Source organism: Paenibacillus sp. BSR1-1, from assembly GCF_030403775.1.
Taxonomy (GTDB): domain Bacteria; phylum Bacillota; class Bacilli; order Bacillales; family Cytobacillaceae; genus Neobacillus.
The window spans coordinates 267,213-292,956 of record NZ_JAQMWQ010000001.1; the positions used below are offsets into that span (position 1 = coordinate 267,213).

General features: G+C 39.2%; 25 protein-coding genes and 1 other annotated feature. All 25 genes read right to left on the reverse strand.

The window, feature by feature from the left end; genetic code table 11:
* Positions 1-59: 59 nt before the first annotated feature.
* Entirely contained in the window at positions 60-2,831 is a 2,772-nt protein-coding gene (gene ileS, locus PH210_RS01265) for an isoleucine--tRNA ligase (RefSeq protein WP_289982337.1), read from the reverse strand.
* A gap of 71 nt (positions 2,832-2,902) precedes the next feature.
* Positions 2,903-3,144, reverse strand: a binding site (T-box leader).
* 54 nt (positions 3,145-3,198) lie between these two features.
* Positions 3,199-3,714 (reverse strand): DivIVA domain-containing protein, encoded by a 516-nt coding sequence (locus PH210_RS01270; protein WP_223588605.1) that lies wholly within the window; start codon positions 3,712-3,714, stop codon positions 3,199-3,201.
* Between the two features lie 83 nt (positions 3,715-3,797).
* Positions 3,798-4,571 (reverse strand): YlmH family RNA-binding protein, encoded by a 774-nt coding sequence (locus PH210_RS01275; protein WP_289982338.1) that lies wholly within the window; start codon positions 4,569-4,571, stop codon positions 3,798-3,800.
* Positions 4,572-4,599: 28 nt separating this feature from the next.
* On the reverse strand, positions 4,600-4,860 hold the full coding sequence (locus PH210_RS01280) for a YggT family protein (protein WP_289982339.1): 261 nt from the start codon (positions 4,858-4,860) through the stop codon (positions 4,600-4,602).
* 5 nt (positions 4,861-4,865) lie between these two features.
* The gene (locus tag PH210_RS01285; RefSeq protein WP_289982340.1) at positions 4,866-5,327 is read right to left on the reverse strand and encodes a cell division protein SepF; all 462 of its coding nucleotides are present in this window, start codon (positions 5,325-5,327) and stop codon (positions 4,866-4,868) included.
* Positions 5,328-5,338: 11 nt separating this feature from the next.
* A complete protein-coding gene (locus PH210_RS01290; RefSeq protein ID WP_289982341.1) occupies positions 5,339-6,016 on the reverse strand; it encodes a YggS family pyridoxal phosphate-dependent enzyme in 678 nt (225 codons plus the stop codon).
* Positions 6,013-6,843 carry a peptidoglycan editing factor PgeF gene (gene pgeF, locus PH210_RS01295; RefSeq protein ID WP_289982342.1) on the reverse strand — a complete coding sequence of 277 codons (831 nt, stop codon included), beginning with the start codon at positions 6,841-6,843 and terminating at the stop codon, positions 6,013-6,015. The genes PH210_RS01290 and pgeF overlap by 4 nt, the downstream gene beginning before the upstream one ends.
* 69 nt (positions 6,844-6,912) lie before the next feature.
* Complete coding sequence (locus PH210_RS01300; RefSeq protein ID WP_289982343.1) at positions 6,913-7,182, reverse strand: YlmC/YmxH family sporulation protein; 270 nt, start codon at positions 7,180-7,182, stop codon at positions 6,913-6,915.
* A gap of 91 nt (positions 7,183-7,273) precedes the next feature.
* Positions 7,274-8,053 carry an RNA polymerase sporulation sigma factor SigG gene (gene sigG / locus PH210_RS01305; RefSeq protein WP_040204876.1) on the reverse strand — a complete coding sequence of 260 codons (780 nt, stop codon included), beginning with the start codon at positions 8,051-8,053 and terminating at the stop codon, positions 7,274-7,276.
* A gap of 156 nt (positions 8,054-8,209) precedes the next feature.
* Positions 8,210-8,929, reverse strand: a complete 720-nt coding sequence (gene sigE / locus PH210_RS01310) for an RNA polymerase sporulation sigma factor SigE (RefSeq protein ID WP_223588615.1) — start codon at positions 8,927-8,929, stop codon at positions 8,210-8,212.
* Between the two features lie 44 nt (positions 8,930-8,973).
* Positions 8,974-9,906 (reverse strand): sigma-E processing peptidase SpoIIGA, encoded by a 933-nt coding sequence (gene spoIIGA / locus PH210_RS01315; protein WP_483312074.1) that lies wholly within the window; start codon positions 9,904-9,906, stop codon positions 8,974-8,976.
* 343 nt (positions 9,907-10,249) lie between these two features.
* Entirely contained in the window at positions 10,250-11,389 is a 1,140-nt protein-coding gene (gene ftsZ, locus PH210_RS01320; protein WP_223596028.1) for a cell division protein FtsZ, read from the reverse strand.
* A 42-nt stretch (positions 11,390-11,431) separates the two neighbouring features.
* Complete coding sequence (gene ftsA / locus PH210_RS01325) at positions 11,432-12,727, reverse strand: cell division protein FtsA (protein ID WP_289982345.1); 1,296 nt, start codon at positions 12,725-12,727, stop codon at positions 11,432-11,434.
* Positions 12,728-12,845: 118 nt separating this feature from the next.
* Positions 12,846-13,208: a small basic family protein gene (locus tag PH210_RS01330; protein ID WP_289982346.1), complete on the reverse strand. Its 363-nt coding sequence runs from the start codon at positions 13,206-13,208 to the stop codon at positions 12,846-12,848.
* Positions 13,208-13,939, reverse strand: a complete 732-nt coding sequence (locus tag PH210_RS01335; protein WP_289982347.1) for a DUF881 domain-containing protein — start codon at positions 13,937-13,939, stop codon at positions 13,208-13,210. The genes PH210_RS01330 and PH210_RS01335 overlap by 1 nt, the downstream gene beginning before the upstream one ends.
* Positions 13,940-13,941: 2 nt before the next feature.
* Positions 13,942-14,643 (reverse strand): DUF881 domain-containing protein, encoded by a 702-nt coding sequence (locus PH210_RS01340; RefSeq protein WP_289982963.1) that lies wholly within the window; start codon positions 14,641-14,643, stop codon positions 13,942-13,944.
* A 1-nt stretch (position 14,644) separates the two neighbouring features.
* Positions 14,645-15,418, reverse strand: a complete 774-nt coding sequence (locus tag PH210_RS01345) for a cell division protein FtsQ/DivIB (protein ID WP_289982348.1) — start codon at positions 15,416-15,418, stop codon at positions 14,645-14,647.
* Between the two features lie 231 nt (positions 15,419-15,649).
* On the reverse strand, positions 15,650-16,558 hold the full coding sequence (murB, locus tag PH210_RS01350; RefSeq protein ID WP_289982349.1) for a UDP-N-acetylmuramate dehydrogenase: 909 nt from the start codon (positions 16,556-16,558) through the stop codon (positions 15,650-15,652).
* 61 nt (positions 16,559-16,619) lie between these two features.
* Positions 16,620-17,723 (reverse strand): undecaprenyldiphospho-muramoylpentapeptide beta-N-acetylglucosaminyltransferase, encoded by a 1,104-nt coding sequence (gene murG / locus PH210_RS01355; protein WP_289982350.1) that lies wholly within the window; start codon positions 17,721-17,723, stop codon positions 16,620-16,622.
* A 134-nt stretch (positions 17,724-17,857) separates the two neighbouring features.
* The gene (spoVE, locus tag PH210_RS01360; protein ID WP_483312075.1) at positions 17,858-18,922 is read right to left on the reverse strand and encodes a stage V sporulation protein E; all 1,065 of its coding nucleotides are present in this window, start codon (positions 18,920-18,922) and stop codon (positions 17,858-17,860) included.
* 228 nt (positions 18,923-19,150) lie between these two features.
* Positions 19,151-20,503 carry a UDP-N-acetylmuramoyl-L-alanine--D-glutamate ligase gene (gene murD / locus PH210_RS01365; RefSeq protein WP_289982352.1) on the reverse strand — a complete coding sequence of 451 codons (1,353 nt, stop codon included), beginning with the start codon at positions 20,501-20,503 and terminating at the stop codon, positions 19,151-19,153.
* Entirely contained in the window at positions 20,504-21,478 is a 975-nt protein-coding gene (gene mraY / locus PH210_RS01370; RefSeq protein ID WP_289982353.1) for a phospho-N-acetylmuramoyl-pentapeptide-transferase, read from the reverse strand.
* Position 21,479: 1 nt separating this feature from the next.
* On the reverse strand, positions 21,480-21,929 hold the full coding sequence (locus PH210_RS01375; protein WP_289982354.1) for a hypothetical protein: 450 nt from the start codon (positions 21,927-21,929) through the stop codon (positions 21,480-21,482).
* A 2-nt stretch (positions 21,930-21,931) separates the two neighbouring features.
* A complete protein-coding gene (locus PH210_RS01380; RefSeq protein ID WP_289982355.1) occupies positions 21,932-23,398 on the reverse strand; it encodes a UDP-N-acetylmuramoyl-L-alanyl-D-glutamate--2,6-diaminopimelate ligase in 1,467 nt (488 codons plus the stop codon).
* A 354-nt stretch (positions 23,399-23,752) separates the two neighbouring features.
* Entirely contained in the window at positions 23,753-25,675 is a 1,923-nt protein-coding gene (locus PH210_RS01385) for a stage V sporulation protein D (RefSeq protein ID WP_289982356.1), read from the reverse strand.
* Between the last annotated feature and the right edge of the window lie 69 nt (positions 25,676-25,744).

Below are 25,744 nucleotides of genomic sequence, written 5' to 3' on the forward strand. Positions count from 1 at the left end.
ACAACAATTAACGGAGAAGGAAAATATTAAAAGCCCCGTTTCCACGGGGCTTCATGATTTTATGCTAAATGTGAATAGTTTTCTTTAACAACTTGTGCACAACGAGGGCAAAGTGTTTTATGATCTTGGCCTTGACCTACATCAGGTGTTACAACCCAGCAGCGTTCACAGGTTTCACCTTCTGCCTTGGTGACAACAATAGCGGCTGATTCTAATTTCAGCGCATTCTCAGGTGCTTGATCGTATACACCTGCTACTTCAAAGCCTGAAACAATAAATAATTGCTGCAGGTTTTCTTCAATCGAATCGAGAAGGGCTTTTGTATTATCATTAACGTACAAGGTCACCTTAGCCGTTAACGATTTTCCAATAACCTTTTCATTTCGTGCTTCTTCTAATGCTTTTAATACATCATCACGAAGCTTCATAAATGCCGTCCATTTCTCTTCTAAACCCTTCGCTCCTGGAAGATCAACATATTCTGGCAAATCTGTTAATTGAACACTTTCCTCTTGAACTGCTGGAATAAATTTCCACACTTCATCAGCTGTATGGGAAAGGATAGGAGAAACCAGTTTTGCTAACGCAAGCAAGGATTCATACAAAACAGTTTGAATTGCTCTGCGGTCCTGATGGTCAGCGGCCTCAATGTAAAGGACATCCTTGGCAAAATCTAAATAGAAAGCACTTAAATCAAGGGTACAAAAATTATTTACTGCATGGTAAATCCCAGCAAACTCATAATTTTCATATGCTTTCCGAACATATTTGATGAGTTTATTTAATTTAACAAGCATGAATTGATCGACTTCACGCAAGTTTTCATAGGCCACTTTATCCAATGTTGGATCAAAATCTGCTAAGTTTCCTAAAAGGAAACGGAATGTATTACGGATTTTTCGGTAAACCTCAGCAACCTGCTTCAAAATTGCATCTGATACCCGAACATCTGATTGATAATCAACAGAAGCAACCCATAAGCGAAGGATATCAGCACCTAATTGATTCATAACCTTTGCAGGCACAACAACATTACCTAATGATTTACTCATTTTTCTGCCTTCACCATCTAGTGCAAACCCATGGCTTAATACACCTTTATACGGAGCCTTTCCGGTCACAGCTACAGCTGTTGATAAAGATGAGTTAAACCAGCCGCGATATTGGTCAGATCCTTCTAAATACAAATCAGCCGGACGAACTAAATCCTCCCGCTCAAGGAGAACAGCTTGGTGAGAAGAACCTGAATCAAACCAAACATCCATGATATCCGTTTCTTTTGTAAAAGTTCCATTTGGACTTCCTGGATGAGTAAAGCCCTCTGGAAGTAAATCTTTTGCCTCACGCTCAAACCAGATATTTGATCCATGTTCACGGAAAAGGTTGGATACATGATCAATTGTTTCGTCAGTGATAATCTCCACACCATTTTCCGCATAAAATACAGGAATTGGAACACCCCAGACGCGCTGACGGGAAATACACCAGTCACCACGGTCGCGAACCATATTAAATAGTCGTGTTTCTCCCCATGCTGGAACCCACTTTGTTTCCTTCACCGCTTCTAAAAGTTCACTGCGGAAGTCTTTGATAGAAGCAAACCATTGAGCAGTAGCACGGAAAATAACCGGCTTTTTTGTTCTCCAGTCGTGCGGGTAGGAATGGGTAATAAAAGTAAGCTTTAATAATGCCCCTGCTTCTTCCAAAGCCTGACCAATTGGCTTATTGGCTTCTTCGTAAAATACGCCTTCGAATCCAGGAGCTTCACTCGTCATATAGCCCTTGTCATCAACAGGACAAAGAACTTCTAAACCGTACTTTTGACCAACATGGAAGTCATCTTCCCCATGGCCTGGTGCAGTATGAACGCAGCCAGTACCAGCATCAGTTGTAACATGTTCCCCTAACATGACTAAAGAATCACGGCCGTATAACGGATGAGAGGCAACAATGTTTTCTAACTCTGATCCTTTTACCTTTTGGACTGTAGTGACATTTTCCCAGCCAACTTCTTTTGTAACAGCCTCCAAGAGGGCCTCAGCCACTAAAAATTTATTCCCATTAGTAGAAACCACGACATAGGTCAGGTCAGGATGCACTGAAATTCCAAGGTTTGCCGGAATCGTCCAAGGAGTTGTTGTCCAGATTACAATTTGTGTATCCGTATCAAGGACACCTTTTCCTTCTTTGACTTTAAAGCCAACATAGATGGAAGGGGAACGCTTATCCTGGTACTCAATTTCTGCCTCTGCTAAAGCAGATTCACTTGATGGAGACCAATAAACCGGCTTTAGACCTTTATAAATATAGCCCTTTTTCGCCATTTCTCCGAATACCTTAATTTGCTGGGCTTCGTATTCCGGCTTAAGAGTTATATATGGATTCTCCCAGTCTCCGCGAACACCTAAACGTTTAAATTGTGTCCGCTGATTATCAATTTGCTCAAGTGCGTAGGTAGTACATAACTGACGGAATTCAGCTACTGTCATTTCTTTACGCTTAACACCTTTATTCGTTAATGCCTGCTCAATCGGCAGTCCATGTGTATCCCAGCCAGGGACATATGGAGCATGATAGCCGCTCATTGATTTATATCGCACGATCATATCTTTTAAGATTTTATTAAGAGCATGCCCCATATGGATATCACCATTTGCATATGGAGGTCCATCATGCAGGACGAACATTGGCCTCCCCTTTGTGTGCTCCTGCACTTTTTGATAAATATTCATCTCTTCCCATTTCGCCTGGATTTCCGGCTCTCTTTGTGGAAGATTGCCCCGCATCGGAAAATCCGTTTGCGGCATCAATAACGTATCTTTATATTCCATTTTCTTTTCCTCCTGATACTTTCATAGAAACAGAATAGCCAAATGACCAATAAAAAAACCCTCTCATCCCAAATAGGGACGAGAAGGTTTGATTCCCGCGGTACCACCCTGATAAATAGAACGGGTATACTCGTTCTATCCTCTTTAGATTCGTAACGTGAATAACACGCCAAGATCTACTTTTCCATTAGAAGTTCGACCTTAGGACTCGAGGGTGATTTTCCAATTTTTCTGCTTTACCGGGCTTTCACCATCCCCGGCTCGCTTAAAAGAGCTTTCTGAAAAATTGTACTGTCCCTTTCATCGTCAATTGCCATCTATTCAGTATAATCTGTTAAAAAATTATATGCTAATTTAACATATTTCGTCAAGCTAATGAATCTTCTTCTTCGTGGATTTTTAATTCTGTGGCATCCACTTCGTATTCTAATAAGTGATCCCAATCATCTGTATTCAGCATATCAAGCTGCGCTTCAATTAACATCTTAAAACGAGTTCGAAATACTTTAGATTGCTTTTTTAAATCCTCGATTTCAAGTGCAATCTTTCTTGCTTTTGAAAGGGATTCGTTTACGATTCTATCCGCATTTTTCTCGGCTTCCTTAATAATGAGCTTCGCTTCCTTTTGAGCGTTACGTTTTACTTCTTCACCAGCTTCTTGAGCAATGATGATAGACTTATGAAGTGTTTCTTCAATATTTGTAAAATGGCCCAGCCGCTCTTTCATTTCATTTAAACGTTCTTCCATCTCTTTTTTCTCTCTGAGAACTAATTCATAATCCTTGATCACTTGATCCAAAAATTCATTAACCTCGTCCTCATCGTAGCCTCTAAACCCTTTATTAAATTCCTTATTATGAATATCTAACGGCGTTAACGGCATGATGCCACCTCCATAAATCTGGTTCTAATATATGTATAAGGAAGTATTCGACATGTTTTTCGAAAATCCTGCATAAAATTGAATTATTTTTGTTTTCCGGCAGTAATTCGCCATTTTTCTTTTTTTGTTTTCCCGTCTAAAGACATAATTTTAACTCGTCCATGTCCTCGAACTGAAATCATATCCCCGGCTTGACATTCAAATGAAGGGTTCTCGACTAATGTCCAATTAACTTTAACAAGCCCTTGTTGTATATAAAGTTGTGATTTTTGCCGGGAGAGATGATGAATACTAGAAATAATTGCATCCAGTCGTAATGAAGATACTGTTAATTCAATTTCTTCCCAGACTTCTTGAAGGCTAAGGGCATTTTCGAGCGGCGTTTCCACCAATTTAACCCCAGCCCTGCCAATTGTCTGCAAATTACTCTTAATATATTCGCTGATTTCCGCAGCAGCGAAAAATTGAATCTGGTCATTATTGGTTAAGATGTCACCAAATTTACCGCGCTTTAACCCTAAGGACATTAAGGTTCCTAAGACCTGACGATGCTCGATTGTGACAAACTTTTTCGGATAATCAATTTCAAACAGGCTAATCTGAAAATCAGCCTGTTCGGCCGTTAAATAATCAGGCTGCAATAACGCTCTTTTTCTTTCGACCCCATTGCCGCCCCCAAAAAAGGTATATTTTACATCGTTATTTTCACCAATTAACATGGTTAAAATGTACTGTTCTCTAGGATCAAGAAAATCCGTTAGCTTTGCAGTATATTGAGTTTCGACAATATTCTTCCAATGTAATACCTGATCGATATAGTCCCGTTCTTCTGGACGGAAATGCTGATATATGTTCATTCTTGTATACACAACCTAGGGTCAGTTTTTATATCCATCTAGATAAAGTGCTAAGGCCGCTTTGAGCGAAATTTAGGACTAAGAAAGCAACAATTGGTGAAATGTCCATCATTCCAATGGCAGGAATTATTTTTCTAAATGGAACTAAATAAGGTTCACAAATGTTGGCAAGAAATCGGCCAATTGTTGTCTCCCTTGCATTTGGAAACCAAGACATCAATATATAAATAATTAATGCCCACGAATAAATCGATAATAACTGTGAAAGGAGACTAAAAATAAAATCCATTTATTTTACCACCTCGTTATTTGATTTTCAGAGTCAGGAAAAAGTTCCGATATATTTCCTGAAACCTCGACATTATCAGGGGTACATAAAAAAATGCTCGTGCCGATCTTCTGGATGTCACCGCCGATAGCATAAACAGCACCGCTTAAAAAATCGACAATTTGTCTGCCTTGTTCATTATCGATGCGCTGAAGGTTCACCACTACTGCGCGGCGATTTTTTAAATGGTCCGCAATCTCAGTTGATTCAGCATAAGCATGTGGTTCAACTAATATTACTTTTGATCCTTTAGAAGAAGTGTTGGAATTTGCAGGTTTTTGGACACTTTGCAGACTAACAACATTTTGTGGTTTAACAGGCTGCTTTTTCTGTTTTATGGGTTCAACTGCTTCAATATAATTATCATTGTTATCATCATATTCTTCATCTAAAAAGAAAAATGTTTTTAATTTCGATTTAATCGTCATTTTTTTCTCTCCTAACCATCTTCACCGACAAGTGCAGTGCCAATTCTTACCATTGTAGCTCCTTCTTCAATCGCAATCGTAAAATCATTGGACATTCCCATTGAAAGCTCTGTGCATGGAGCAAAATCTAAATTACATGCCTTTACTTGTTCCTGAAGTTCTCTCAGTTTTCGAAAACATTCACGCAGAACCATTTCATCATCCGTAAATGGCGCCATCGTCATTAAACCCTCTACACTTATATTTTCAAAGGGTTTGAGGGATTCAATAAACGTTATTGCCTCATCTGCAGTCAATCCATGTTTGGATTCTTCCTGTGATACATTTACTTGAACCAAACACTTTATCTTCCGTTTCGCGCGTTTATTAATTTCTTCAGCCAGCGAAAGTCTATCCAATGAATGAATATATTCAACCTTATCAATAATATTTTTCACCTTTCGAGTCTGAAGTGATCCAATAAAATGCCAAATGGGCTTGTCCTGCAGCACTTCCCACTTTGCAAGAAGTCCTTCATCACGATTTTCACCCAGATTATAAATGCCCGCATCTAATGCTTCTTTCGCTCTTTCGGTGCTAACGTATTTCGTTACGGCAATCAACTTTATTTCTTCAGGTTCCCTATTTGCTTTTAGGCATGCCTCATTTATTTGTTGTCTGATTTGTTCTAACTTTGCTGCTACCTTCATAAATGATCGTTAGTCTCCTTCCAGCCAATAAAACTTAACATTCTTCCAGTTCTGCCTTGATCACGACGATGGGAAAAAAATATATCATGATGGCAGCTTGAGCAAAATCCAGTTACACTAATATTTTTAGCGGGGATCCCCGCTTTTAGAAGAATTTGCCGATTCACTTCACGTAAATCCAAAGAATATTGACCATCCCTAATTAGATTATATGGTTTTCCTTCGACATCTTCTAGTGTATTTTCAACTAAGTTAATGACACGATCATCCACAATATAACATTTTTCGCAAATTGATGGCCCGACTGCTACAAATATCTGTTCAGGGGCTATACCTTCTTTTTGCCAAGCTTCAATCATCTTTCCTGCTATTTTTCCAACTGTTCCCTTCCAGCCAGCGTGGGCTGCCCCTATCATACGTGCCTGTGGAGCAATAAAAAAAAGAGGGACACAGTCAGCAAAACAAAGAGTTAAAAGAATTCCCTCTTCATTTGTATAAAAACCATCCGTCCCCTTGAAAGACTGGTCATAGGAAGCTGCCCCTAGACCTCGATCTGCTTTTGAAACTTTTTTAATAAAAGTATCATGGGTCTGTTCGGCACCTACCCAATTATTTATAGAGAAATCCAGAAGGTCAGAAACTATTTCTCGGTTCGAACCTACATCATTAACATTATCATTAACATGAAAGCCGAGATTTAATGTTTCAAAGTTCCCTTTACTTGTTCCCCCGTTTTTCGTTGTCATTCCGGCAACAAGTCCAGGATATCGCTCGGTCCAGGTATCAATTAATAATATTGAATTGTTTTTTAAAACAAAGGGTTCCATGTTCATACCTCTAATGTTTTTCTTTAGTTTATCATGAATTGAAAAATTGGTCACCGCTAATAACAAACCTTAAACTTCTGCTTCCTCAGAAATTTTTTCTACACTTCCTTTATGCCTTACCAAAATGACATCTTCACCAATTTTTATGATATTTTTCCAAGGAATGACGATGTCCTCATCCTTCCCAAAAAAGCCCAGCACCCTCCCGCTGCCAGAGATTACGACTGCTTCTATTTTTCCAGTGGTTAAGTTTATCTCAATATCGCCAATATTGCCCAGCCTTTTGCCATCTGCTACATTTACCACATCTTTTATCTGGAAATCTGAAATTTTAACCATACACATACCACTCCCAGTTCCTGTACTATTAAAGAATATATGATTGTGCTGGTCGATTTAGTAACAGAAAAAGCTGCCCCCATTGGACAGCTTAGCTTTGGATATTCTTATTCATTTGTCTTATCGCTGCTTTTTCTAATCGGGAAACCTGCGCCTGGGAAATTCCGATTTCATCAGCGACCTCCATTTGTGTTTTACCTTGAAAGAATCTTTTACGCAAAATTAATTTTTCCCGCTCGTTTAATCGACGCATTCCTTCTTTTAAAGCGATTTCCTCGATCCAGTGAATATCTTTATTTTTCTCATCACTTAATTGATCCATAACATATATCGGGTCGCCGCCATCATTGTAGATTGGCTCAAATAGGGACACTGGGTCCTGTATGGCATCGAGGGCGAAGACAATTTCTTCATGTGGTACCTCTAAAACCTTCGCGATTTCTTCAGCAGTCGGTTCACGTGAGGTTTCGCTCATGAGTCGTTCCCTAACCTGAAGGGCTTTATACGCAATATCCCTTAAGGAGCGGGACACACGAATAGGGTTATTATCCCGCAAATATCTTCTTATTTCTCCAATAATCATTGGTACGGCATAAGTGGAAAACTTTACGTTTTGACCTAAATCAAAGTTATCAATCGATTTCATTAAACCAATACAGCCTACCTGAAATAGATCGTCAACAAATTCACCACGGTTGTTAAAACGTTGTATCACGCTTAGTACAAGGCGCAAATTTCCATTGACGAGCTTTTCTCTGGCGGATATATCGCCCTCTTGCATTTGCTTGAATAGAATTCTCATTTCTTCGTTTTTTAATACAGGAAGTTTTGATGTGTCCACACCGCAAATTTCAACTTTATTTCGAGTCAATTCTTTTTCCTCCTCACAGGAGCTGCTGTACAAAAAACAGTATTTCCTTGAGGAGGAAAAATATGCACCTGTCCAAACGAGTGGACAGGTGCATGATTGTCGAAAAATGCTACAAAATCACGAAATAATAGGTTTTTTTTGGTAGAAAAAAATTTCTTAAACCATCTTATTGAACTCTTTTCGTAATCTTTTAATAATTCTTTTTTCTAACCGTGAAATATAGGATTGGGAAATTCCAAGCATATCGGCTACATCCTTCTGCGTTTTTTCCTCGCCATTAGTTAAGCCAAAGCGAAGCTCCATGATTTGTTTTTCACGATCGGTTAGCTGATGCAAAGCTTTAGTAAGCAGCTTCCGGTCTACATTGGCTTCTAAGTCCTTGGTGATGATATCATCATCAGTGCCCAGTACATCTGATAACAAAAGCTCATTCCCATCCCAATCAATATTCAATGGTTCATCGAACGAAACCTCTGACCTGATTTTATTATTACGCCTTAAGTACATTAGGATTTCATTTTCAATACATCTTGAAGCATATGTAGCAAGTTTGATTTTCTTTTCAGGATTAAAAGTATTGACCGCTTTAATCAGACCTATCGTGCCAATGCTAATTAAGTCCTCGATATTAATGCCTGTGTTTTCAAATTTTCTGGCAATATAGACAACGAGACGCAGGTTTCTTTCAATTAAAATTGACCTTGCCGCCTTGTCACCGCCAGGAAGCTTCTTTAACAGCATCTCTTCTTCATCTTTGCTTAAAGGAGGCGGCAATGCTTCGCTTCCGCCAATATAATATACTTCATCTGTTTTTAAACCTAATTTTATCAATATTTTATACCAATAGTAGGATAAGCGAAGTTTCCACTTTTTCATTCTTGTTCCTCCTTCTAAAATATGTTTTTCTGAGTATAGTATTATTAACTTACCTTCACGGTCCCTCCTTGCTGCTTTGGTCCTGTCAACATTTTCGGATGAACGATACATTGAAAGGCATCATCTGCCGAAAGCTGCTGCATCGTGAAGGATACAAGACCCTTTTCGCATAAATACTGGTCTCCATTTTGTTCGATTAATATGTTATCGGGCTTAATGGCCACAATGAGCTGATGCTCTTGTCCCACCACCCGGCAAGGCACAATTCTTAGTCTATTTTGCCATTCATCCGAAACCTCCCCGCTCCCCATTATCAACGGTTCTGGATCTGCAGCAATTTTCTTGATTTGCTCGGGAATAGCATCCAATTGATTTTTAATGGATACAAACATTACCGGGAGCCTTGAAAGCGGGTCATAAAGTTGATTGCCGCTATCAACTAATCCTTTAAAAACAAATGTTTCACTGCCTATTTTCAAGCTGACATTTACGATTTGCTCAAATTGGATTTTCGTCATTTCCATACCTTCCATATGTCTCCTTGAAAAGTGCCAGGCAACAGGGAAACCAATCAGGACGAATAGCCAGCTGACTGGGTCACCAAACCCCTTCACACTCGACATCAAGACCTTTGTGGTTAACTCAGGATTGTATTGAATGAAATAATGGGCGCCTAATAAGGCTCCACCAATTAAAAAAGTAGCAACATATAACGTCATTAGTGCTTTTAGAAAATAAGACAACCGTTTATACCCAAAAGTTGCAAGTACCATCATGACAGAGCATAACAGTTTTGCGATTGGATGGTTTGAGTAGACATTTATTGGAGTAAAGGCTAATAGAATAATTAGTGAGCCAATAAATCCTCCTGCCAATAATCTCCAGATTCGTATTCTCCTTTTTAGAAAAATAGCTGTTAAATAAAGAAGAAGGCTATCAAAAAACAAGTTAAGAGCCCAAATTACATCTAAATACACAACCAAACAGCTTCCTCCTTATTGGCAGTTCTATTAATCTGTTACGAAAAAGTATAACGTAGTAGAGGACTAAAAGTGTGTCACTTTCTGTAATCAAAAAAACAGAAATTTTCACTATTCATTAAGGAATTTGTCAGATAATATTTTGAATAAATGCTCATTTTAATAAGGCTGTTGATTTACGCTCCAGGTGCTTCGCTTTCCGCGGGCGTTGCGGGGAGCTTCCTCAGCGCTTCGCTTCTGCAGGAGTCTTCGCACCTTCCGCTCCAATCAAAAGAGTTTATAATCAACATTTTTCTTTAAACAGCAAAAAAAAAGCATTGCCCGAAGGGCAATACTTTTTTTAACGTCTACGATTCCGGTTACGAAGGAATGTAGGAATATCAAGTGTTTCTTCTTGCGAAGAATTATTATTGCGAACTGGTTCTTGATGAACTTCTTCGCGCTTTGGCTGTTCTCTCTTAATCGGATTTACTGGAGCTTTATTATTTTGTCCAAAAGTAGGACGGGTTACCTTTGGCTGAATGACTTCTTCATTAAAGCCAGTTGCAATAACGGTAACGATAATTTCATCTTTTAAATTTTCGTTGATAACCGAACCGAAAATCATATTAACTTCCTGATCCGTTGCCGTTGCAACGATATCAGCTGCTTCTTGAACTTCGTAAAGACTTAAGTTCGTCCCGCCAGTAATGTTCATTAAAACGCCTTGTGCTCCATCGATTGATGTTTCTAATAAAGGTGAATTAATGGCTTTCTTCGCTGCTTCAGTGGCACGGCTCTCACCGGAAGCCACACCAATACCCATTAACGCTGAGCCTTTATTTGACATAATCGTTTTTACATCAGCAAAATCAAGGTTAATAAGACCAGGTGTTGCTATTAAATCAGAAATACCTTGAACCCCTTGACGAAGGACATTGTCTGCTTCACGGAACGCCTCAAGCATCGGAGTGCTCTTATCAACAATTTCAAGAAGCCGGTCATTTGGAATAACAATCAAAGTATCGACTGCCTCTTTCATTGATCCAATACCGCCTGAAGCTTGATTTGAACGTTTTTTACCTTCAAAAGTAAATGGACGGGTAACAACACCCACTGTTAAAGCACCAAGGTCGCGGGCAATCTGAGCAATAACTGGTGCTGCACCTGTACCGGTTCCGCCGCCCATACCTGCTGTAACGAAAACCATATCCGCTCCGCGCAATGCTTCCTCGATTTGCTCCTTGCTTTCCTCAGCGGCCTTCTTTCCAACCTCTGGGTTCGCACCCGCTCCAAGACCTCTGGTCAGCTTCGCACCAATCTGCATCTTCACTTCAGCTTTTGAAAGATTCAATGCTTGTGCATCAGTATTTACTGCGATAAATTCTACACCTTGTACGCCATGTTCAATCATTCTGTTTACGGCGTTGTTACCCCCGCCGCCAACTCCGATTACTTTTATGGTTGCAAGAGAATCTAAATTTGTATCAAATTCTAACATGACAAATCCTCCTAATTCGTCGATTTTCCTTTTCGATTATGCCTATTCGAAAAAGTAACCAAGGAATTTTTTTACTTTTGATGACATCTTTTCTTCCGGATGTTTTTCTACTTTTGCTTTAGGTTGATGTTGTTTTGGTACTCTCTTTTCGATTGGCTCAGAAACTGATGATGAAGAGCTGATCGTGCCACCTGGTAATCTAGCATTCTTATAGGCATATTTTATCAAGCCAACCGCTGCTGTATATTGAGGTTCTCTTACACCAATGTAATCTGGTACTGCAATTCGAACTGGATTTTGAAACATATCTTGTGCAAGCTCCAAAACTCCTTGCATGTTGGCACCGCCGCCCGTTAAAACAAATCCTCCCGGCAGACTGGTAACGCCCATTCTCTTTAATTCATGGGCAGCCAATTCGAAAATTTCTTCCATTCTCGCTTCAATTATATCAGAAATTTCCAACTGGTTAAATTGTTGGTGCTGATCACTGCCGATAATCGGAACACTGAACACTACATCTTCTGATGCCATATCATAGAAGGCATGTCCATGCTTTATCTTTATTTTTTCAGCGTCCTCAGTAGAAGTTCGGAGTCCAACCGACAGGTCCTTTGTGATATGGTCACCGCCAACTGAAATGACACCAGTTGCAGTTATAAAACCATCTTGAAAAACAGAGATATTTGTGGAACCGCCTCCGAGGTCAATCAAAGCGACACCAAGGTTTTTTTCATCCTTGGATAAAGCATACTCACCAGCTGCCAGCGGCTGCAGGATAATATCAGAAAAACTAAGACCAGCGCGCTCGACACAGCGAATGGTATTGGCCAAAACGGAATTTGAACCAGTAATCAGCGTTCCATCCATCTCCAAACGGACACCAATCATTCCGCGCGGGTCATTTATTTCATCTTTACCATCTAGGATAAATTGCCTTTGGATAACTCCCATATTTCCTCTCTCAGGAGGAATTGATCCGACATGGGAAGCTTCAATGACACGAATAACGTCTTCATTTGTAATTTCTCTATTTTGGCCAGAAACAGCTACAATACCGTGACAAGGCTGAAGCATAACATGGTGTCCTGGAATTCCAACGACAATTTCCCTGATTTCCATTCCTACCATTCTTTCCGCCTGTTCAATTGCCCGCTTAATAGAATGAACCGTATCATCCATATCGACAATCGAACCTTTACGCAGCCCTTCAGATTTTACATTTCCGACACCTATAATATTTAACGAGCCTTTTCCTGAATCATGAACCATTTCACCAATGATTACTTTTACACTGGATGTACCGATGTCAAGGCTAACATATATTTCATTGCTGTTCATTCTCTGGCACCTCCTTTATTTTTCCTAAAATAGAACAACAATTTTCTTGTTCAATTAATTTCCAAGTCATATCTTATAAAAATATTCGTCACAATTAAATGATTCCCTTTAAAAATTTTCAACTTTTTTCTAATTTTTCTTTGTTGGTTGACCATTTCGTCAATAATATTCGACGAATTACAGCAATATTCTGAAACAATCTGACCCCAAACGCAAAAACTGCTGCTAAATACAAGTCTACACCAAGATGAACACCGAGAAAAGCTAAACTTGCAGCAAGTACAATATTAAAGAAGAAGCCTGATACAAACACCTTTTCATCATAAATATTTTGCAAGTATGCGCGAATTCCACCAAATAACGTGTCGAATGCAGCTAAGACAGCAATCGACAAATAATTTGAATATTCCTCTGGAATTCGGATCTCAGTCAATAAACCAAGAATGATTCCAATGACAAGACCCATAAACGGAAGCCACATTAGGTACCGACCCCTTCTTTAATCGGTTCCAAAAACCGGATACGAATTGGATTATCATAGGCTGGCACCTTAATATTCGGAATAGGAGCCGAGACATTCAGCCTCAAGCCTTCAGTAAAAAATTCATCCCTTGCTTTTGATACTTTCATCCGATTATATAATTTTTCAGCCGTAGTTGAATCAGCAACAGCCACCTTCACCTCTATTGGTAAACTTTTAATAGAATGGCCATCAATTTTAGTTTCTTTGTTGATATCCCTGATTACGGTTGTATTAATAATTCGTTGACCGTCAATAGATACATATTTCGCTTCATACATATTTAATTCGTTCAACAATCTCTTCAATAATTCTGGGGAAACAACCCTTGTAACAGGGTCTCCTAATTGAGTATCTTCAATTGCAGGTTCAATTTCTAACGTAATTCCTGGCCCTGTTACCTCGGTTAAACCGGCCTCGATCTTTAATTCCTCCAATGTATCCCTTAAGGCCTGTTCCTTGCTTTGCTTTCGCTTAGATTCATAAGCTGATAGCTTTTCTTCATTAGAACGAATTTCAGTCAATAAATTAGACTGGAGCTCTTTTTCTTGCAGAAGGGCTTCCCGGAGCTGCCAAATGTCTCTAGTATCCCGTTCTTCAGGTTTTTTCACGGTTTGAAATTGAATCGCAATCATGAAACCCACAACAGCTGCTACCAAGGTAAAACTAATATTTAATTTTTGTTTGTCCATAATCAGCTTCCTAAAATTGGATTGAGGGTAATGTCACTTTCTTTTTCTAAAGAAAAAATAATATTATCATTAACCAATTGATCCTTTACCCCGCCGGTAAGATTTAATGAAGACGAGAGCACGTCTGGATCGCCGATAGCTGTAATAATAAAAGGTGCAGGATGCTGAATACCATCAACAGTTATGACCGGGCCATTACAGACAATATAAGAATGACTTGTAAGTCTCTGCCCATTTATCGCAATTGCATCTGCTCCTGATATATAAAGTTCATTGACTACTTTAAATACATGATGCTCATGGACGAGGTAATTATTAATATTATCTTCTTTAGGGTCGTAAGCCCCGTCAGTAAGCGTAACCTTTACCCCGCTGCCTTTTACTTTTACCTTACCAAGATACATCCTGTATTTTTCTGCATCTTCAGCTAAATTTTGATATACCTGGGCCTCTTTTGCGAGATTTTTTTCATTTTTTTGTACTTTATCCTGCTTTTGATTTAATTCCTTTTGCAGTTTTCGGTTGGTCTCCTCCTGGGCAATCAATTGATTTCTGAGTGTAAGTGTTTTTTCATATTGCTTTCCTGATAGATTGGGCTTTTCTTTTTGTTTTTCGATTTGCGTCAAATGATAGGAGAAAGCAAGCATAAATCCTAAAACTAGGCAGACAAAAGACAGAATAACGTGTTTCCCCTTCACCTTCATCCTATTCAACTTTCTTTTCCTCCACTTCCGATTCAAAAGCCCTAAAATAAGACCCTACTTCTAAGTCGATAATTCCTTTTTTATTTGGATCTAATTGGCCAATAATAGAAGGATAATGGACCATCTTTTCTGAAAAGCTCTTTAATGTGGCACTAACCTCGAAGCCATCATTCATAAATAAGGAAACGTGGTATCGATCTGTTTTTTTGGGAGTATAATGAATTTCAGAAATGGAGTTAGTTATTTCAATTGGAAGCTTTTTTAGCTCTTTTACCATTTCGTTCAGAGCTGCCCCTTCTTTAAAATCGAAAAGAATCGGAGAATTTACTGGAACCACTTCCGTTTTTCTTTCATTAAGTATCTTTCCATTCTCCATTACGGGAAAGTAGGACGTATCCTTTTTTAAATATGCGATTCTCTTATGCTCTACTACTTGGATTATAATCGTGTTGGGCCACTTTCGTTTTACAACAGCCTTATTAATTTCAGGGAGCTGCTCTACTTTTGAAACGACAGCATCCTTTCTAACTTTCCAAATATTCGTATTTTTTGAAAGGCCGCTTTTATGGATGATTTCATCTTTAGAATATATCTCATTACCTTTAATTGTAATCGTCTTAACATGACTAAGTGGTGATTGTGTATAGGCTACCGCAACGATCATCATGAAAAACGTAATAAGCAAAAGCACAAGCCGTCTGTTTGCTTTACGCCTTCTTTGTTCTTTCAGTTTTGGAATACGATCCTCAAGAGCAACGATTTTATCATTTTCCATTCATAATTCCCCCAACATAAAAGCAGCTGCCCTAAAATAACAACTAATAAGCTTGTCCATAACTCTTTAAATGATAGCTTGAAAAGAGAAACAACGGCACGAAAAATCATGCCGTCATTCGTTTACCTAGAGAGTTCGCACCTATAATATTATCAGTAATTATACCACAATATTTGTCATTCGTAAGAAAATTATTACCATAAAAGTAAGGATAAATTTAGCAATTAAATACTATTTCCTTCCAATTATCTCAACTTCTGTTTCCATTCTAACTTCATAAAGGTTGTAGATCGTATCTTTCACATGCTGGATTAAGGCAAGCACATCCCCTGCCGTTGCATTTCCAGCGTTGATGATAAAATTCCCATGCATTTCAGAGATTTTTGCTCCGCCAATACTGAAGCCTTTTAAACCAGCTACTTCTACTAGTTTTCCTGCATAATTAGGTAATGGGTTTCGAAAAATACTTCCTGCACATGGGTAATTCCAAGGCTGCGTTTCTTTTCGATAATCCTTATTTTTTTGCATCTGCGCAACAATATTTCCCTTTTCACCTTCATCTAGCTGAAAAACAGCCTCAACAACGATGCCGGGACGCTTTTTCTGCAAGACAGAGGTCCTGTAGGAGAATTCCATTTCTTCATTTGACAGCCATTCCATCGTTCCATCTTCAAACAATATATGAGCTTTCGTTAAGATTTTACTAATATCTGATCCATGTGCCCCTGCATTCATATAAACAGCACCGCCCACTGACCCTGGGATACCGCTGGCGAATTCAAGGCCTGAGAGCCCTTTTTTACTAATAAGCGTTGATAAACTAACAAGGGAATGTCCGCCGCCTACTGTGATTTCCGAACCATTTATATCAAGATGATCAATGCCTGATCCGAGTTTAATAATCGCCCCTTCAATCCCTTTATCAGAAACCAAAAGATTCGATCCTCTTCCTATAGCTCGCCAATTCACCTGATACTTCTTAATGATATCCATTACTTTCTTTAAGTCCGCTACAGATGTAGGCTCTATAAAAATATCAGCAGGCCCGCCAATCTTTATTGTGGTGTGATGGGCAAGAGGTTCATTTTCCTTCACCTTTCCGATTTTTGAAGCTTGCAATTCCGCTACGATACCGTCCAAATTTACCACCTAACTTTCCAAACATACGTATATTTTAGTCTATGCAAAAAATAAATATGGGCTACTTTTGTACACCCTTAACTAGCTGTTCCATAACTTGATACAACCTGCCAGCGGAGTCAGGAACACCCAGTTTTTTAGCTTTTAATTTCATTTCCTTAAGATTTTCGTTATTTAAGAGGATTCGATCAATATGTCCAATTAAACTTTTGCTGTTTAACTCTTTTTCTAATAAAAGCTGTGCTGCTCCATGATCACTTAAAGCACGGGCATTTTTTTCTTGATGATTATTTGTCACATATGGGCTCGGAATTAGGATACTTGGAATGCCCAGTGAAGTAATTTCAGCTAAGGATGTTGCACCAGCCCTTGAGACAACTAAATCAATCCCTGCCAAAACCTCTGGCATATTATGAATAAATGGCTTTATGACAACATTTTGGGGATTTCCAACTAACTCCACTTCTTTTTTTACATCTTCAAAATGCACATCTCCAGTAACATAGAGAATCTGGTATGGTTTTTCAGCAAAGTCCGATAAAGACTTGATAACAGCTTCATTAATTGGACGTGCACCGCGGCTTCCGCCAAAGATGAGCACTGCTGGCTTTGTAGTACTCAGGCCTGCTGAAAGTCTCCCTTTAATTCCATCCTTGCCAATTACCTCAGAAGCGCGGGGATTCCCCGTAAAAACAACCTTTTCCTTTGGAAAAAATTCCTTTGCTTCATCAAAGCAAATGGCTACTTTGTTTACATAGCGGCTTAAAAATTTATTTGTAAGTCCAGGGACACTATTTTGTTCGTGAATAATCGTTGGAATACGAAGCTTAGAAGCTGCATAAACGACAGGTCCACACACATACCCGCCAGTCCCGATGACAATGTCCGGTTTAAACTCTTTTAAAATTTTTTTACTGTCCTGAACGCCTTTAAGAAATCGAATAACGGTTTTCACATTTTCAAAGGAAAGCTTCCTTTTAAAACCCGTAATATGGATAGATTTAAAAGCAATATTTTCTCTCGGAACAATTTTACTTTCCAAACCATTATTGGTTCCTATGTATAAAAACTCAGCTTGTTTGTTTTCTTTTTGGATTTCTCTAATGAGGGCGAGTGCAGGATAGATATGTCCGCCAGTTCCCCCGCCGCTTACTACTATTTTCATTTTTCCACCTCATTAACGATTTAAAACCTGAATGCATTCCTATCTTACTATAAAAAGCGAATAAAGAAAGCAAATGACAAAAGAATGTTATCTAATTGTAAAATAAAAAGAACCCTGCCACCACAGGGTATCCTTTAATATCTAGAATAGCGGCTAATATTTAAGAGAACACCTATCGCCATCAGCATCAAAGTAAGCGAGGATCCTCCATAACTTAAAAATGGCAAAGTAATACCTGTAACCGGCATGAGCCCTGTCACAACCCCGATATTGATCATGACTTGAATGGCAACCATTGCGATAATCCCCACAGCAAGAAAGCTGCCATATAAATCAGGTGCCCCTAAAGCTATACGAATTCCTCTCCATAAAAGAAGTGCAAATAATAGCAAGATAAACGAGCCGCCAATAAAACCTAATTCCTCAGAAAGAATCGCAAAGATAAAATCTGTTTGCGGTTCAGGTAAGTAAAAAAACTTTTGCCTGCTTTCACCAAGTCCGAGTCCAAATAACCCTCCAGGACCTATGGCATAAAGTGATTGGATAATTTGAAATCCGCTTCCCAGTGGGTCGGACCAAGGATCTAAAAAGGAAGTAATCCTTTTAATACGATACGGGGCGGATGCAATCAAACCAACAAACCCTGCCACTCCTAATAGTCCCAAAAAGGCAAAATGGCTTACTCTTGCGCCTGCAATAAAAATCATCACCACGCAGGTACCAATCATTACTGTTCCAGTGCCTAGGTCAGGCTGCAGCATAATCATGGCAAAGGCAACAAAGGCAAGTCCTAATGAGGGCACAAGCCCCTTCTTAAAGGAGGTAATTAATTTCTGCCTTTCAGATAAATACTTGGCTAAAAAGGCAATCATCGCAAGTTTCATAAATTCAGAAGGCTGGATGGAAAATGCTCCAACTCCTATCCAGCTTCGCGAACCATTACGTACATTTCCGATTCCTGGAATTAAAACCAAAATTAACAATACGAAACAAACAATTAAAATCGTTTTCGCCCATGTTCTCCATGTCCAATAGTTTATGTTCATGATAAAAAACATGGCAGCAATCCCTACCCCTGCAAACAGAGTCTGCCTCTTAGCAAAGAAAAAGGAATCATTGAATTTATACTCCGCCCAAATAGCGCTAGCGCTGTATACCATGATAAGTCCAACTGCAAGCAGCGTAAATGTAACAATCATTAAAATAAAATCAGGAGTCGTTCTCTTTGTCGGCACCACTAAACACCTCAACTGCAAGTTTTAGGGCCTTATGTTGAGTGAGAAATAATTATGTCCAGCTACAGCGCCTAGTGGCTCGAGGTCATAAGCCAATCCGTCGGGAAGGTTAAAGACCAACCTTCCCGCCGGCTCGGCTTATGCTTGTCGCCCTGGGCAAGGCGCTTCCGCTTTTCTTTGTAAGACAAGCCCTTACTTAAGCTTATGCACCGCTTCGATAAAAATGTCTCCCCTGACTTCAAAAGTTTTGTATTGATCCCAGCTGGCACAAGCAGGAGACAACAGAATGACATCACCTGAATTAGATAAACCAAATGCTTCAGGCACGGCCATAGCCACATTATCGACATGCTTGATTACTTTTATTCCTGCTTCACGACCAACCCGCTCAAGCTTCTCTGCTGTTTGCCCGAAGGTGATTAATGCTTTTACATTGTTTAGATACGGCTTAAGTTCATCAAACTCGTTGCCGCGATCCAGCCCGCCTGCTAGTAAAACAATTGGGACTTCAAAGGCAGCCAAAGCATTAATAGTTGCTAAAATATTGGTAGCTTTTGAGTCGTTATAAAATTTTCTGCCGTCAACTTCCTTAACATATTGTAAGCGATGCCTTACTCCAGTAAAGGTCCTGAGGACTTCCTGAATCGCTTTGTTCTCCACACCAGAAAGTTTTGCAGCAGCCATAGCACATAAAATATTTTCTAAATTGTGTACTCCAGGTAATGCAATTTGATCAATTGCCATTACTTTTTCATCATTAAAGTAAATCCATCCGTCACGGATAAAGGCACCTTCAGCCAATTCCTTCTTCGTGGAAAAGGGAATGATTTTCGCATTAGACTGAAGGGCAATTTCAAAGGTTTCATCCTGATCTGCATTGATTATCAAATATTCCAGTTCAGTTTGGTTTTTCGTGATATTCGCCTTCGCTGCTTTATATTCCTCTCTAGTCCCATGATAATCCAAGTGGGCATCATATAGATTGGTAATAATCGCGATTTTAGGATTAAAAGTTTCTATTCCCATTAACTGAAAGGAAGATAACTCGATCACGATTGTGTTATCCTTCGTTGCCTTTTCGGCAACACCTGATGCAACGGTTCCAATATTCCCGGCAATTAATGGATTTTTGCTGCCTTCATTCAACATCTCATATACGAGTGTTGTCGTCGTTGTTTTACCATTTGTACCGGTAATTCCGATAAAGGGAGCTTCCGAGATTTCATAGGCAAGCTCAACCTCTGTAATAACCGGAATTCCCATATTAACTGCCCCTTCAATCATCGGGTTGTTATAAGGAATCCCTGGATTTTTTACAATTAATTCAAAACCCTCATCAAGGAGTTCAACAGGATGATCCCCACAAATCACTTTAATCCCCTGTTCTAGAAGGCCTTGGGCTTCAGGATTTTCAGATAATGGTTTTTTATCATTAACTGTTACAAATGCTCCAAGCTTATGTAATAATGCAGCAGCTGTTACACCGCTTTTGGCTAAGCCAAGAACAAGAATTTTTTTATGACGATACTTTTCAATCTGCTTCAATTACAACCACACCTCTATATAGATTCCAAGGATAGCAAGTATTAATCCAACACTCCAAAACGTTACAACAACTCTCCACTCAGACCAACCCACCAGCTCATAATGATGATGCAGCGGGCTCATACGGAAAATTCTTTTTCCCGTTGTTTTAAAGGAAGCTACTTGCAGTATAACTGATAAAGTTTCAATCACAAATACTCCGCCAATAATCACAAGCAATAATTCAAGCTTTGTCAGAATCGCAATGGTAGCAATCGCACCTCCAAGAGCAAGCGAACCTGTATCTCCCATAAAAACCTTTGCTGGATGGGCATTGAAAACGAGGAATCCTAAAACAGCACCAACAACAGCCACAGAAAAAATCGCTATTTCCATTTGAGATTGATTCCAAGCAAGTACAGCAAAAGCCCCAAATGCAATGGCTGCCGTTCCTGACACCAAGCCATCGAGTCCATCTGTAAGGTTGACAGCATTGGAGAATCCGACAAGCCAAAAAATAATGAAAAAGATGAAAAACCACCCTAAATCAAAGGAAGCGTCCGTAAATGGGATACTTACTTCAGTAGAAAAACCATTTTGTTTATAAACTAAATAAAAAATGACAGAAATAATAATTTGACCTAAAAGCTTTTGTTTAGAGGTTAATCCTAAATTTCGTTTCAACGCGACTTTGATAAAATCGTCTAAAAAGCCTAGTAATCCAAATCCAAGGGTTACCAGCAAAAGCAAATAGGTTTTTACGGTTGGTTCTGAAAATTTTCCAGTCATGACGATTGTTGTGAGGACAACTGAAAATAAAATCATAATTCCGCCCATTGTCGGCGTTCCGGTTTTCTTTTGGTGCGATTTAGGACCTTCTTCCCGAATGCTTTGTCCAAATTTCAACCTTCTTAAGAAGGGAATAAATATTGGAGAAAGCAATACGGTAACGAGAAAGCCCATAATGATTGTGAAAAAAATAACTTGCTCCAGCATTCTACTCCCTCCCTTCAGAATCAATAACATGTTGTTTCGTTAACTTTTTTAACATCACAGCAATATCATATGTTTCTCTATTTTTATTAAGAAGTTCTTTATTTGAAAATTTAAAGTTAGTTATCTCCATTGTCTCTTCAATTTCTCCATTTAATTTTTCAAGATAGTGTTGTAATAGTTTTTTTATTGCTTCAACGCTATCAGCAGTAAAGAATACCGGAAACTGATTCGGCGTATAATGGGGCAGTTTTTTACCATTCTCCCATATAGCTGCAATTGCGCCATTTGCCATTGCCTCCGCAAGATCTTCAGTTCCTTCATTTACCGAAACGAACAGGCCCTTTGGCTGAATGACATTCGCTTGGTCTGTAACCGTATAAAACAAAAGTTCATCTTGTACGCCCAGATGATCTTTAAACAGAACGGACAAGTCTGATAAAGCTAAAAACATACTTATCTCCCCTTAATTGCATCAAGTGCCACTAGCCGGTCATCAAAATCATAAACTTGTGTTCCAATGATTTGATAGGTTTCATGGCCCTTCCCGGCAATTAAGACCACATCACCAGCATCTGCCTGCTGAATTGCACTTTTTATAGCTTCTTTTCGATCAGGTATGATGGTGTAGACGTATTGGGGATGCTTAACCCCTGCTTCCATATCTTTTAAGATAGCCAGCGGATCTTCGCTCCTTGGATTATCTGAAGTAAAAATCGGATCCGTTGCCAATTTACACGCAATCTCAGCCATTAAAGGGCGCTTTGTCCGATCTCTGTCTCCTCCACAGCCTACGATAACGAAAATCTTTTTCTTTGCAAAGTGCTTAATTGTTTTCAATACATTTTCAAGGCTGTCTGGTGTGTGGGCATAGTCAACAATTACCGTAAAATCCTGCCCGGCATTGACCAGTTCAAATCTTCCGGAAACGCCTTCTACATTTTCAATTGACTTTATAATATCAGCTAATGGTATTCTTGAAACGTAAGTTGCTGCAATGCTCGCCAAAACATTATAAACACTGAATTTACCGATTAACTGCATGTTAATCGAATATTTGCTTTTCCCTATTACGAGTTCAAAATTTGTACCAGCAGATGTCATCTGAATGTTTGTTGCCTGGAAATCGGCTTTTTCATCAATTCCATATGTAATAACATGAGCCGCCGTAGACCTTCTAAACATATCTGAAGCCGGGTCATCTGCGTTCAAGACCGCAAATTTTGGCTTACTGTTTTCATATGTATTGCCAAGTTGAGCAAACAATAAGCTTTTTGCGCGCTGATATTCTTCCATTGTTTTATGATAATCTAAATGGTCTTGTGTTAAATTGGTGAATACCGCCACATTATAGTCACAGCCATGGACCCTCCCTAAATCAAGTGCATGGGATGAAACCTCCATTACCGCCGCTTCGACGCCTTCATCAACCATATGCTGAAACGTCTTTTGCAGTGTTAAACTTTCTGGTGTGGTATTTTTTGTCTCCATTATCTTATCAGCAATCTTAGTATACATTGTTCCGATTAGACCTGTTTTCTTCTTTTGGTCTGATAATATTTTTTCAATTAAATGACTTGTTGTCGTTTTCCCATTCGTTCCTGTAATTCCAATCAAATGCAGCTTTTTTGTCGGCTGGCCGTAAAAGGCATCAGCAAGTACTGCCATTGCTCTTGTTGTATCTTGAACTATGATTACTGGAACCTTTAATGGTAATGGACGTTCTGCAAGTATAGCTACGGCTCCCTTTTCTACTGCGGAATCCGCAAAATCATGTCCGTCCACGGTATAGCCTTTAATACAAATAAATAAGCTCCCGTTTTGCACCTTACGATTATCATTTTCAATTGAAATAATATCCGGGTCTTCTCCCTCATAAGGAGTTAATAAGTGCAAATTCTCAAGCAGCTTGTGTAACTTCATTGATCTCAAATCCTCTCATGCCCCTGCATACAATTTTGCCAGCATAAATATACTTTAATCTGCTGACGAAAGTTCCATCTTATTTTACATTAAAACATTTTATTTTGCTATTTAGTAATGGCTATTTTCGCATTTATAGTTGTTTCTCGTTAATGTTTATCAACCCGTATAAAAGAATCTTCGTGGCATCTTTTCGTATGTACATTTGCGAAAATGGCCTAGTAACTTTGTAAATTACCCTTAATAAGTTTCAAAAGCTACAAAGTTTACGAAAAGAGCCTTAGTATTCAAAGTGTAAAGAAAAATTAGGCGGCGGAAAATTTTCCGGCCGCCCATGAGTTGGTTATCATTCATCTATTCATCTTCCTTACCAAAGTAAAGTCTAATTTTTGACCCTTCTTTTACCTTCGTGCCTGGTGCAGGAGACTGTCTGACAACTACATCCCCGTCACCACTGGCATCAATTTTTAAATTAATGAACTGTTCTTGAAGTTCTAATTTAGATAATCCAACAAAGTCAGGCAGCTTTATTAATGGAGTATCCGGCCATTTAACTTTTTTCTCTATTTGATCTTTTCGAGGCGGCACCCCTAAGGCAGTCAATCCATCTTTCATTATATTACCCACAATTGGCGCACTAACGGTTCCACCAAAGGCGGTTACTCCTTTTGGGTTATCGACAGCAACATACACAACAATCTGCGGGTCATCAGCTGGGGCAAAACCAATAAACGAAACGATAAAGTTATTTTCTAAGTACCTTCCGTTTTGCGCTTTTTGGGCTGTACCTGTTTTCCCACCAACACGATATCCATCTACAAATGCCCTGCCGCCTGTTCCTTGTGCGACAACACTCTCAAGGGCATTACGAATTTCTTTCGAAGTTTTTTCAGAAATGACCCGTCTTTTTTCAACAGGAGAATTCCTCATTACAACCTCTTTTGTAACAGGATCAATTAACTCCTTTGCAATAAAAGGCTTGTATAAAATCCCGCCATTAACTGCCGCTGACACTGCCGTAACTTGTTGAATCGGGGTAACGGATACCCCCTGTCCAAAAGCAGTGGTCGCTTGTTCAACAGGACCTACACGGTCTAAGTTAAATAATATCCCTGTTCCTTCTCCCTGCAAATCAATCCCTGTTTTTTGCCCGAAGCCAAAATCCTTAACATATTTAAAAAGCTTTTCTTTCCCTAACCGCTCCCCAAGTTCCACAAATCCAGGGTTACAGGAGTTTTGTACAACTTCTAAAAAAGATTGGCTGCCATGGCCGCCCCTTTTCCAGCATTTTAATCTAGCTCCAGCAATCTGGACTGAGCCGGAATCATGAAAATGTTCTTTTTCTAAATTTACTTTACCTTCATTTAACGCGGCAGCCAAGGTGATAATTTTAAAGGTAGAACCAGGCTCATAGGTTGACCAAACAGGCAGATTGCGATTATAGACTTCTTGGGGAACATTCCGGAAATTGGCAGGGTCAAATGTTGGTCTGCTTGACATCCCTAGGATTTCCCCATTATTAGGGTTCATTGCAATCGCTATAATGCCATCCGGATTATATTTGGCCTCGGCATTATCTAATTCCCTTTCCATAATGGTTTGGATTTTTGAATCAATTGTCAACTTTAAATCTAAACCGTTAACGGGGTGCTCATAATCATCCGCCATGCTATTCATTCGTTCGCCTTTAGCATTGGCGTAAAATTTTACTGCACCCCGTTCGCCGCTTAGCTCTTTATCATAATATTGTTCTAAACCCATTAATCCCTGGTTGTCCACTCCAGTAAAACCTAAAACATGAGAAAGATAGCTGCCATATGGATAATAACGTTTGGAATCTTCACCAATATATACACCTTCAAGACCTAAAGCTCTAATTTCCTTTGCCTTATCATGAGAGATTTTTCTTCCTTCTTTAATCCTGACTGACGAGGCTTTTTTGGTTATATCCCGATAGGCCTTTTCTTTTGACATATTCAACACCGCAGCAAGCTTTTCTGCGGTTGCAGCCGGATCTTTGATTTGTCTAGGAATCACATAAACGGTTGGTGCACTAATATTGGTTGCAAGCGGTACCCCGTTGCGGTCTACTATTTGGCCACGTTCGGGTTCAAATGGGATATTCCTGCTCCAGGACCCTTTTGCTCGGTCAGTCAACGTATCGCCTAGAAAAAATTGAACATATCCAAGCCGGACATCAATAATTAAGAAGGTTAGAATCCCAATGAATAGGGCAATCATTAGTCGTTTTCGAACAGTTACATTTGACACACGCATAGTATGAACGATCCTCCTTTTCTTATCGTTCATTTATATGCTTGTACTTATATGATTAGACCGCCAACA

What these genes read in the sequence shown, in the direction of transcription:
- ileS (WP_289982337.1), bottom strand. Translation starts at nt 2,831, where the DNA reads ATGGAATATAAAGATACGTTATTGATGCCGCAAACGGATTTTCCGATG.
- PH210_RS01270 (WP_223588605.1), bottom strand. Translation starts at nt 3,714, where the DNA reads ATGCCGTTAACGCCGTTAGATATTCATAATAAGGAATTTAATAAAGGG.
- PH210_RS01275 (WP_289982338.1), bottom strand. Translation starts at nt 4,571, where the DNA reads ATGAACATATATCAGCATTTCCGTCCAGAAGAACGGGACTATATCGAT.
- PH210_RS01280 (WP_289982339.1), bottom strand. Translation starts at nt 4,860, where the DNA reads ATGGATTTTATTTTTAGTCTCCTTTCACAGTTATTATCGATTTATTCG.
- PH210_RS01285 (WP_289982340.1), bottom strand. Translation starts at nt 5,327, where the DNA reads ATGACGATTAAATCGAAATTAAAAACATTTTTCTTTTTAGATGAAGAA.
- PH210_RS01290 (WP_289982341.1), bottom strand. Translation starts at nt 6,016, where the DNA reads ATGAAGGTAGCAGCAAAGTTAGAACAAATCAGACAACAAATAAATGAG.
- pgeF (WP_289982342.1), bottom strand. Translation starts at nt 6,843, where the DNA reads ATGGAACCCTTTGTTTTAAAAAACAATTCAATATTATTAATTGATACC.
- PH210_RS01300 (WP_289982343.1), bottom strand. Translation starts at nt 7,182, where the DNA reads ATGGTTAAAATTTCAGATTTCCAGATAAAAGATGTGGTAAATGTAGCA.
- sigE (WP_223588615.1), bottom strand. Translation starts at nt 8,929, where the DNA reads ATGAAAAAGTGGAAACTTCGCTTATCCTACTATTGGTATAAAATATTG.
- ftsZ (WP_223596028.1), bottom strand. Translation starts at nt 11,389, where the DNA reads ATGTTAGAATTTGATACAAATTTAGATTCTCTTGCAACCATAAAAGTA.
- ftsA (WP_289982345.1), bottom strand. Translation starts at nt 12,727, where the DNA reads ATGAACAGCAATGAAATATATGTTAGCCTTGACATCGGTACATCCAGT.
- PH210_RS01330 (WP_289982346.1), bottom strand. Translation starts at nt 13,208, where the DNA reads ATGTGGCTTCCGTTTATGGGTCTTGTCATTGGAATCATTCTTGGTTTA.
- PH210_RS01335 (WP_289982347.1), bottom strand. Translation starts at nt 13,939, where the DNA reads ATGGACAAACAAAAATTAAATATTAGTTTTACCTTGGTAGCAGCTGTT.
- PH210_RS01340 (WP_289982963.1), bottom strand. Translation starts at nt 14,643, where the DNA reads ATGAAGGTGAAGGGGAAACACGTTATTCTGTCTTTTGTCTGCCTAGTT.
- PH210_RS01345 (WP_289982348.1), bottom strand. Translation starts at nt 15,418, where the DNA reads ATGGAAAATGATAAAATCGTTGCTCTTGAGGATCGTATTCCAAAACTG.
- murG (WP_289982350.1), bottom strand. Translation starts at nt 17,723, where the DNA reads ATGAAAATAGTAGTAAGCGGCGGGGGAACTGGCGGACATATCTATCCT.
- spoVE (WP_483312075.1), bottom strand. Translation starts at nt 18,922, where the DNA reads ATGATTGTTACATTTACGCTGCTTGCAGTTGGACTTATCATGGTATAC.
- mraY (WP_289982353.1), bottom strand. Translation starts at nt 21,478, where the DNA reads ATGCTGGAGCAAGTTATTTTTTTCACAATCATTATGGGCTTTCTCGTT.
- PH210_RS01375 (WP_289982354.1), bottom strand. Translation starts at nt 21,929, where the DNA reads ATGTTTTTAGCTTTATCAGACTTGTCCGTTCTGTTTAAAGATCATCTG.
- PH210_RS01380 (WP_289982355.1), bottom strand. Translation starts at nt 23,398, where the DNA reads ATGAAGTTACACAAGCTGCTTGAGAATTTGCACTTATTAACTCCTTAT.
- PH210_RS01385 (WP_289982356.1), bottom strand. Translation starts at nt 25,675, where the DNA reads ATGCGTGTGTCAAATGTAACTGTTCGAAAACGACTAATGATTGCCCTA.